At 41.8% G+C, this 7,900-nt stretch carries 6 protein-coding genes; all 6 read right to left on the bottom strand.

Annotation, left to right across the window (positions count from 1 at the left end):
• Window positions 1-566 precede the first annotated feature (566 nt).
• A complete protein-coding gene (locus QZ379_RS11145) occupies window positions 567-950 on the bottom strand; it encodes a hypothetical protein (protein WP_291564570.1) in 384 nt (127 codons plus the stop codon).
• Window positions 951-955: 5 nt separating this feature from the next.
• A complete protein-coding gene (locus QZ379_RS11150; protein ID WP_291564573.1) occupies window positions 956-3,079 on the bottom strand; it encodes an RHS repeat-associated core domain-containing protein in 2,124 nt (707 codons plus the stop codon).
• Window positions 3,080-3,499: 420 nt separating this feature from the next.
• A complete protein-coding gene (locus tag QZ379_RS11155) occupies window positions 3,500-3,952 on the bottom strand; it encodes an Imm30 family immunity protein (protein WP_291564578.1) in 453 nt (150 codons plus the stop codon).
• Window positions 3,953-3,969: 17 nt separating this feature from the next.
• Window positions 3,970-4,275: a hypothetical protein gene (locus QZ379_RS11160; protein ID WP_118502668.1), complete on the bottom strand. Its 306-nt coding sequence runs from the start codon at window positions 4,273-4,275 to the stop codon at window positions 3,970-3,972.
• 231 nt (window positions 4,276-4,506) lie between these two features.
• A complete protein-coding gene (locus QZ379_RS11165) occupies window positions 4,507-5,739 on the bottom strand; it encodes an IS110 family transposase (protein WP_291564583.1) in 1,233 nt (410 codons plus the stop codon).
• Between the two features lie 799 nt (window positions 5,740-6,538).
• Window positions 6,539-7,708: an IS630 family transposase gene (locus tag QZ379_RS11170; RefSeq protein ID WP_118502669.1), complete on the bottom strand. Its 1,170-nt coding sequence runs from the start codon at window positions 7,706-7,708 to the stop codon at window positions 6,539-6,541.
• Window positions 7,709-7,900: the final 192 nt, after the last annotated feature.

Genomic DNA, 7,900 nt, shown 5'->3' on the forward strand with positions numbered 1-7,900 from the left:
TAACAGTAAAGATGCACAAATTTACTATCCGAACATACAAAACAACGTTCTCTTGCCCTTGTGAGAGCCTGTGTTGCCCCTGTGTGCGATTTTAAGAGCGAAGTCGAGGTAGTTACCCATGATAAACTTTTTAAGGCTTGTTGGGGAAATGTGAGAGATTTGATTTCTTAAGATAGTGCCAAAATAAATAGGGTCGAAAATAGTGCAGGTTAAAGGACTTATGCCGCCGGAGGACGGCATAAGCTGGGAGACACCCACCGGCAGAGCCGTTGGGAGAAATGTGGTGTGACATAACCTTCTCTGCTGTTTGGGAATTTGTTATGCTTTGGAACAAATTTATCGGGATTGCCCTGTAAAAGAAAAATCGGAGATACTCCGTGACTATTGAAGCCAAGAAGAACATCCCCGACTCTGTTTGTGTTTAGGAATTAAGGGAATATTTTATCCCCCTAATACCCCCTGTTGCGTGCCATTGTAACATGGGTATTTTAGGATCGTCAAGAGTAAATGTTACAAATTTGTTGCACAGCTACGAAAACTGTTATTCTTTTTTGCATAAGCAGATTTCACAAATTTTGAAAATCTTCTACTACTTCTCTCACTTCTTCATTCTCAGATTGTGCACCCAATTTTAATACTTCTTGCTTCAATTCAGGAATCACAAGAACAACTAATTCAACTAATCGCCTATATTCCCATTCATCTGAACAGTCAATACACGTGCTCGCAACCTCAAGAAGAAATTGATTTAGCCAATCTTTATTAATTTCATTGATTTTTTTACGACTAATATCTATAGGACCATAATTTTGTCCTAAACATGAATTCTCAATTAAAACTTTAAGAACTTGTTTTGACACATCCAATGGATATTTATCCAATATCTTTATATCTTCATATGGAAAATTAGCAATACTATGTATTTGCTCCATCAACCATGTTTCATACATATTTGTCATTTTTTTCCTCCGTATTGCCATGGTAATGATTTGTATAACTCATTAAACTCATTAACCGTCATTGCTCGTGTCGGGAAAATAGTATGATGTCCCACGCCATGAGGAGAATTAGGTATAACATCTATACCATCAGCAATAATATCTAAACCATCTGGCATCTGTGTTCCTGCTGGCAACATATGATAGTGTCCACTTAAAGGTGCTGAATTAACATCCAATACATTAGATGCTCCCTTCGGTAATGGACCGGTTTCAGGGCCTACAATACTATCAAAGTTTTCAACATTAAAGTCCTGTTGAGGTCTTGCTCCTCTTGGCGCTGATTTATTACCAAAAGAGTAAATATCTGCGGTTGTACTACCACTCCCATCAACACTTTCACTAATTTTCCCCTGTGGTGGACAAGCTTTACCTGTTGACGTACTTGCATACCCACTCGGATCATCATACACCACCGGATTATTCCCGCAGTACGCATACAGATTCAGTCCATCCCCCTGATAGACGTCTTCCTGCATGAAACGCCCGGCAACCGGATTATAATACCTCGCCCGCAGGTAATACTGCTCTGTCAGTTCATCATACTGCTGGCCCGTATAACGGATGCGGTTATTCAGCTGTTCTGTGGTCTCAAGGGGTACGCCAAAGGCATCATACTGATAGCTGTTCAGAACATCTCCATGTCCGCCGGTAATAAACGTCGTGCTGAGCTGTTCATCCCTGTGGTAGTAGGACAGTTCCTGTCCTCTGCGGAACGCTTCCATCCCTGCCCCGAGATGATAACTGGTGCCCTGCTCTTCTCTTCCCTCCTCCTGCAGAAGCTCTCCATCGTGGTATACAAAGCTGGTTCTCCTGCCGTTTTCCAGCAGTTCAAAACGCAGGCCTTCCGCGTCATAGCGGTTCTCCTGCACGCTGCCGGTTTCGGTTTCCACCCTTGTCTGCTGGTGGCGGCTGTTATAGGAGAACCGACGGATCCCGGCTGCATTTTTCTCCTCTATTATACCGCCCTGACGGTCATAAGAAAACTGTTTTCTATCGGCAGGGCTTTCCTCTTCGACCAGCTGGTTCTTCTCATTATAAAGATAGCGGATTTCTCCCTGTGCATCCGTCTTCCGGATTCTGTTCCCGGCTTTGTCATAGGCATACGAAACAGAAGCGCCGTTCCGCCGCTCTTCCAGAAGCTGTCCTCGGACATCATAATTGTAGGAGAGATCCAGCGCATTATTCCCTGCGGTGATTTCGGAAGTGATGCCGCCCAGAGCTGCCTGTGTGCCTGTCTTCGCCGTGCGGTTTCCGTTACCGTCATACTGGTATGCAAAGGAGAGCAGGACATTTTCGCCCGCTCTGGTTTCCAGAGTGCGGATGTTACCGTCACCATCGTAGGTATAGGCGGTCTCCACACCATTGCCATAACGGATATGGCGGATGCGGTTCAGGGCATCGTAGCCGTAGCGCACTTCCAGTCCGTCATTGTTGTAAACACGGCTCCTGCGTCCTAAGATATCGTACTCATACCGGGTGCAGACTCCCGCGGGATCCCTGATCTCCGTGATCTGCCCTGCCCTGTCATGGGCATAGGAAACTAAGCGTTTCCCGTTGGAACGCTTTTCTTTCAGGTTACCATATGCATCGTAGATGTATTCATAGGACTTCCCGTCGCAGACGGCACGGGTCACCCGGCCCAGGCTGTCATAGTGCCAGGTGCTGATATTGGTGTGCTTTCCTTCCGCATCGGATGCCTTCTCATATACAGGCTGACCGAACACGTTGCAGGCACGCTGTAGCTGTCTTCCGTCCCGGTCGATGTGCAGGGACAGGTTGCCCTCCTCGTCATACCGGAAGGTCTCTGTGAATCCCAGCTGATCCGTCCGCTCGCTGACCTTGCCGAGACTGTTGTAACGGTACTGCACTGCATTGCCGTTGCCGTCTATAGTCCTGCTGACCTGCCCGGCGGGGGTGTATTCATAGCCTTCCTTCACCCCGTCCGCAAAGCCAATGCCTGTGATGCGTCCCCAGCTGTCCACATCATAGGAAATGGGATTCTGGTTGCCGTCCACGACTCCGATAACCTGGCCTCTGGCATTATACTTATACTGTTGGAGGATGCGCTGATGGTTCAATTTCGAATAATATTTACTTGTTAAAGTTCAATACCAGAGTTTCGCTAGCAATGTTTTCTTGAGCTAACTGTGCACTTTCTCTTTATGAGATGCCCAAAAGACAGACTTTGGGCACGATATTCGCAAGGAGTAGACCGATATTAGCAGTCTGGAAAAGAATTTGAAAATTATCATCGAAAAAACGCATTGTCTCCACAGCACCAAGTGCTATGAAAACAATGCGTTTTAAATCTTAGAATCAATATTCAGTTTTGAATTTGGATGTCCTTAAATGCACCCATAGAATAAATTGTGCTCTAAGGTCTTTATATTAAATCTTCTTGGATCTTTCTATACTTTAGATCCATTTCAATTAAATTAAAGACCGTTGTTGGATTTTTAAGTGGTGGGCATCCTTAAGTGGAGACATAAATAAAGTTACTATACTGTCCGCTCAATCAACATATTTATTTTGTCACCAAATTTTTTAGGATTATCATTTTTAACATCAACTAACAGTTTTAATATTTTTTCTTTGTATTCCTTTTCCAAATCGCCAATAATTTCAATGTACTTTTCAAAATATTTTTGACTGTTAATTATTCTCTTATTTAACGTCATTGCCCAATCATGAGCCTCCTTCATATCTGGTGTACATATTGCAATCTTCTTTAAGTACTCCTCTCCTTGCAATTGTTCAATCAGATGAATAATTCCAAACATAACTTCATCATCTTTTGTATCATCATCAAAAGCTTTACATATTTCAGCAATATCATCAATCGTTATATTCAAATGCAATGCCTGCAAGGCACCTTCAAATAACACATATTCCTCATCAGTACTCAGCTTCCTGGAATTGATTAATTGTTGTATCTGATTTTTTTTATCCATTGCTTAATTCTCCTCTTCTATTTATCAAATAATTCAGGCATTAATTCCATGTATTTCTTGATATATTCTTGCAATTTCGGTCGTATCTCAGAATATAAACCTTGACTCTGATATATTTGCCTCATATTTGCAATATCGTATGCCAGTGCATCTCTAGGGGATAACGAATAATAATATGCCTTTTCTGCATCTGTCATATTTCTTCCATAAGTGTCGGTCAAACGATGTCGCCCTCCCGTACCTGGACTAGGCATTTCCATATTCATACAAAGACCATCTTCCCTTCCTACTCCATACTGGGACATATATTCCGCAGAAGGCATATGATGTGGTGTAATATTATCTCCAACCTCACCTGCATCTAATAACTCTCTATATGTTCCAATTTCACCTTCACTTGGTAATAAACTATAGGAGCTACTACCACTCTTGACATAAACTCTTTACCCTTATAATAATCCAAGCCGATGCCACTCTTCCGGAAAATGCGTACACCTCCCAAAGCTGACTATCACATCTGCTTAAAATTCTACTACATATTTGCCATTATTTCACTACTTTTCGCCAGCACTTTCCACTACTGGCATACGGTACTCCGTACCGTTCTTTAACATTCCGTAAATAATACTGATTAACCGTCTTGAAATACAAATCAAAGCCTGTTGGCTGGTTTTCCCCTCTGCCTTACGTTTCTCGTAGTATGCCCGTACCACCGAATTTCTCGGTGTACCCTTTGAGGATACCTGCACCATCTGGATTGCAAGGAAATAAATGGTTGCCTGCAATCGTCTGTTACCCTGCTTGGTAGCTACATCTTTCCCCTTACCGCTAGATGATAAATGAAGTGGTGCAATTCCTGCAAACTGTGCCAACTTATTAGCATTACTAAAGCGTTTGATATCACCGATTTCAGCAAGAATCTTCACTGCTGTGATAACATTTACACCGGGAATGGTTGTAAGCGTGCAGCCAAGCATCTTATACATCTGTTCCAGCATCTTGTCTACCTCTGCCAGTTGGCTGTCATAGTGCTGTAAATCACTGACAATGCTAAGAGTCACCATGTCCCTGGCATCTTGGTAAGCATTATTTTTTACCTTGTCACTTGCTGCCGCATCCAAGATTTTCTCACAGTTTTTGGTCGAACATCTATTGTGGCTGACGGGAACAAGTTCCTTACGTAAATCTTCCACAGACTTACCCCTAAGATACTTTCTGGATGGATAATGCTCCCAGAAGTACAGTGCAGTAGGTCTACTGATGTCATTAAAAAATGACTTGTAAGACGGATATGCAATACACAGCTGCTCGTGCAACTGATTAACCAGTCTGGTTCGCTGTTTCATGATGTTATCCCTGCGATGCACCAACTGACCAAGTGACCAGTACGCATCATTGGGGCAGGCATCCGGAAGTTTATCAAGCATATTTAGAGTTGCAAGTGCAATAGCTTCTGCATCGTCGCTATCGCTCTTGCGATACATGGCACCACGGTGCTTTGCCTGACGATGAGAAATAGCAGTATTTACATCCTTAACAAAATACCCCTTATCAATCAGCCACACCGCTAAAGGTCTGCCGTAACCATAAGCATTCTCCAGACCAAAAACTATAGTCTTACCATCCGTATTACATTTTTTCACTTTCGCTACCAGCTTAGGAAAATCGGCTGGTCTGTTTGGGAAAGTAATCTCTCCCAGCTTTTGATTGTAGCAGTCAATCATAACTGCTGTGTGGGTTTCTTTATGTAAATCGATACCCACATAAATAAAATTTTCTTTAACCATAGAATCAACCCCAATCTCAATGTTTGGCAAAATAGTGGCAATCTCAACTGTTAAGCATCTTTCTCGGAATTACGCATCTTTTCAGCAACCAAGTGTGCAAGAGTGGTATAGCCTATCCACTTCTGGTCAGGCACAAAATATTCCGCAAAGGAACACCGCTGACTTTCATGGAGATGGATACATCCTGTAGAACACAGGACACGAAGCAGAAGAAATCTCCTTCGTGGTGTGTGATGTTAACTCTGAAAAAGAACAGTTGCAAGTCAAAATTTTTGTTTTGAAAAATCGGAGGAAACTTTGGCGATGTGAAGACAGAATTGGCTTTATGCCATAGACCAAAAACAGAGAAAAAACCGTAAATATGCACAAATTCATTTTTTAGACAGACAAATCAACTTTCTCTTGCCCCTGTGAGAGCCTGTGTTGCCCCTGTGTGCGATTTTAAGACCGAAGTCGAGGTAGTTACCCATAATAGAATTATTGAGCCTTGTTGGGGAAATGTGAAAGACATGATTTCTTGAGATACCGCCAAAATAAGTAGTGTCGAAAATAGTGCAGGTTAAAGGTTTTATATCGCCAGAAGGTAGCATAAGCCGATGAACACCCACAGGCAAAGCCGTTGGGAGAAAGATGGTATGGCATAACTTTCTCTACTGTTCAAAAATTTGTTATGCTTTGAGACATTTTATCGAAATTACCTTGTAACAGAAAAATCGAGAATGCTTCATGGTGCTTGCCAATAAAACATTCTCGATTTAGTCTTAATTATTATTCAATGTACTAGTAGATTGAATAATAATTAACTGGCCATATTGGGGTTAGCTTCTTCTTCGGATATTTCATCAAGTTTATATGTCCAATGAAATACCACAGGCTCTTTATTGATTTCATCGAAATATTGATAGATTCTGTCCGCCAGTTCCTGCTTTGATTTGACTCGTATTCCTTTCAACATCTGTTTTGCCATTTTGCTGAAGAAACATTCAATCAGGTTGAGCCAGGATGCATGCTTTGGTATAAACACAAATACGTAACGTCCTTCTGGCTTTGTAGCCAGATAATTCTGCACTTCCTTTGCTTTGTGTGCAGAATGGTTGTCACAGATAATCCTGATAACATCCCCTTCCAGATACATTTCATCAAGTTTCTTCAGAAGACAGATGAAATCGGAACTTTTGTGAGTTTCACTTACAACAGGAATAGCTATTCCTGTGAGAAGATCAATTCCGGCAATTAAAGACAATGTGCCAAGGCGTTTATATTCATAGTCACGATATACACAGCCGTTTCCTTCCGTCGGACGGAGGTCATCACTTGTTGTTGCAATAGCCTGTATTCCCGGCTTTTCATCGCAGGAAATGGTATGAATCATTGGACTATCAGTTGAAACTATGATGTCTCCGTTTTCGTCAAACTGCATTTCAACCTGTTTGTAAACAACAAGGACATCATGCATCTTAGTCTCAAAATCAGGATCCCGTTTTTCACAGTAATACTTGATTTTGAACGGCTTAATTTCGGATTGGTTCAGTATCTTCTGTACCATTGGTTTTGTGATAGTTGTAAGCCTTGAATATCCAGCCTCTTCTGCGTGATTTTGGATGTACTGATGAAGATTTTTTAAAGTCCAAAGTTCCTGTGCGTAGCCAAGATCGGTAGGACGCTGGCAAGCAATGCTGATGATCCATGCAATAGCGTCATCTGTGATTTCAACAGGTCGTCCTTTGCGTTTGTCATCGAACAGAGCACGCTGTACACCGCCTTCCCTGAACTTGGAAAGACAGAGTTTAACGGTGTTTATATTTACATCTAAACGTTCAGCAATATCGCTATTCGATGCTCCCTGTGCTTTGTAAAGAAGCATTTTAGCGCGGTCAACTACCTGCGCTTGAATTGTACGCTGACGAGTGAGTGACTGAAGGTACAAAACTTCTTCATTTGTAAGTGTAATAGATCGTGCGTGTGCCATACTGATACCTCATTTCCGTTGATATTATAAGTATAACACCATACATGATATTTGGCTAGTTATTTATTTAATGTTGTACTAGGTATCTCTAAAGTAAACCTTACATATAAGGATTAAATTATAAACGAATTACATTGCCTGTATATAACTTATCTAATATCTCTTCTATACTTGCGTTCGGACCTGACATAA

The organism is Bacteroides sp. (assembly GCF_019417265.1).
Lineage (GTDB): Bacteria > Bacteroidota > Bacteroidia > Bacteroidales > Bacteroidaceae > Phocaeicola.

Bases quoted from the DNA above. Each gene is read 5' to 3' on its own strand.
- QZ379_RS11145 (WP_291564570.1), bottom strand. From the start codon at position 950: ATGTATGAAACATGGTTGATGGAGCAAATACATAGTATTGCTAATTTT.
- QZ379_RS11155 (WP_291564578.1), bottom strand. From the start codon at position 3,952: ATGGATAAAAAAAATCAGATACAACAATTAATCAATTCCAGGAAGCTG.
- QZ379_RS11160 (WP_118502668.1), bottom strand. From the start codon at position 4,275: ATGCCTTCTGCGGAATATATGTCCCAGTATGGAGTAGGAAGGGAAGAT.
- QZ379_RS11165 (WP_291564583.1), bottom strand. From the start codon at position 5,739: ATGGTTAAAGAAAATTTTATTTATGTGGGTATCGATTTACATAAAGAA.
- QZ379_RS11170 (WP_118502669.1), bottom strand. From the start codon at position 7,708: ATGGCACACGCACGATCTATTACACTTACAAATGAAGAAGTTTTGTAC.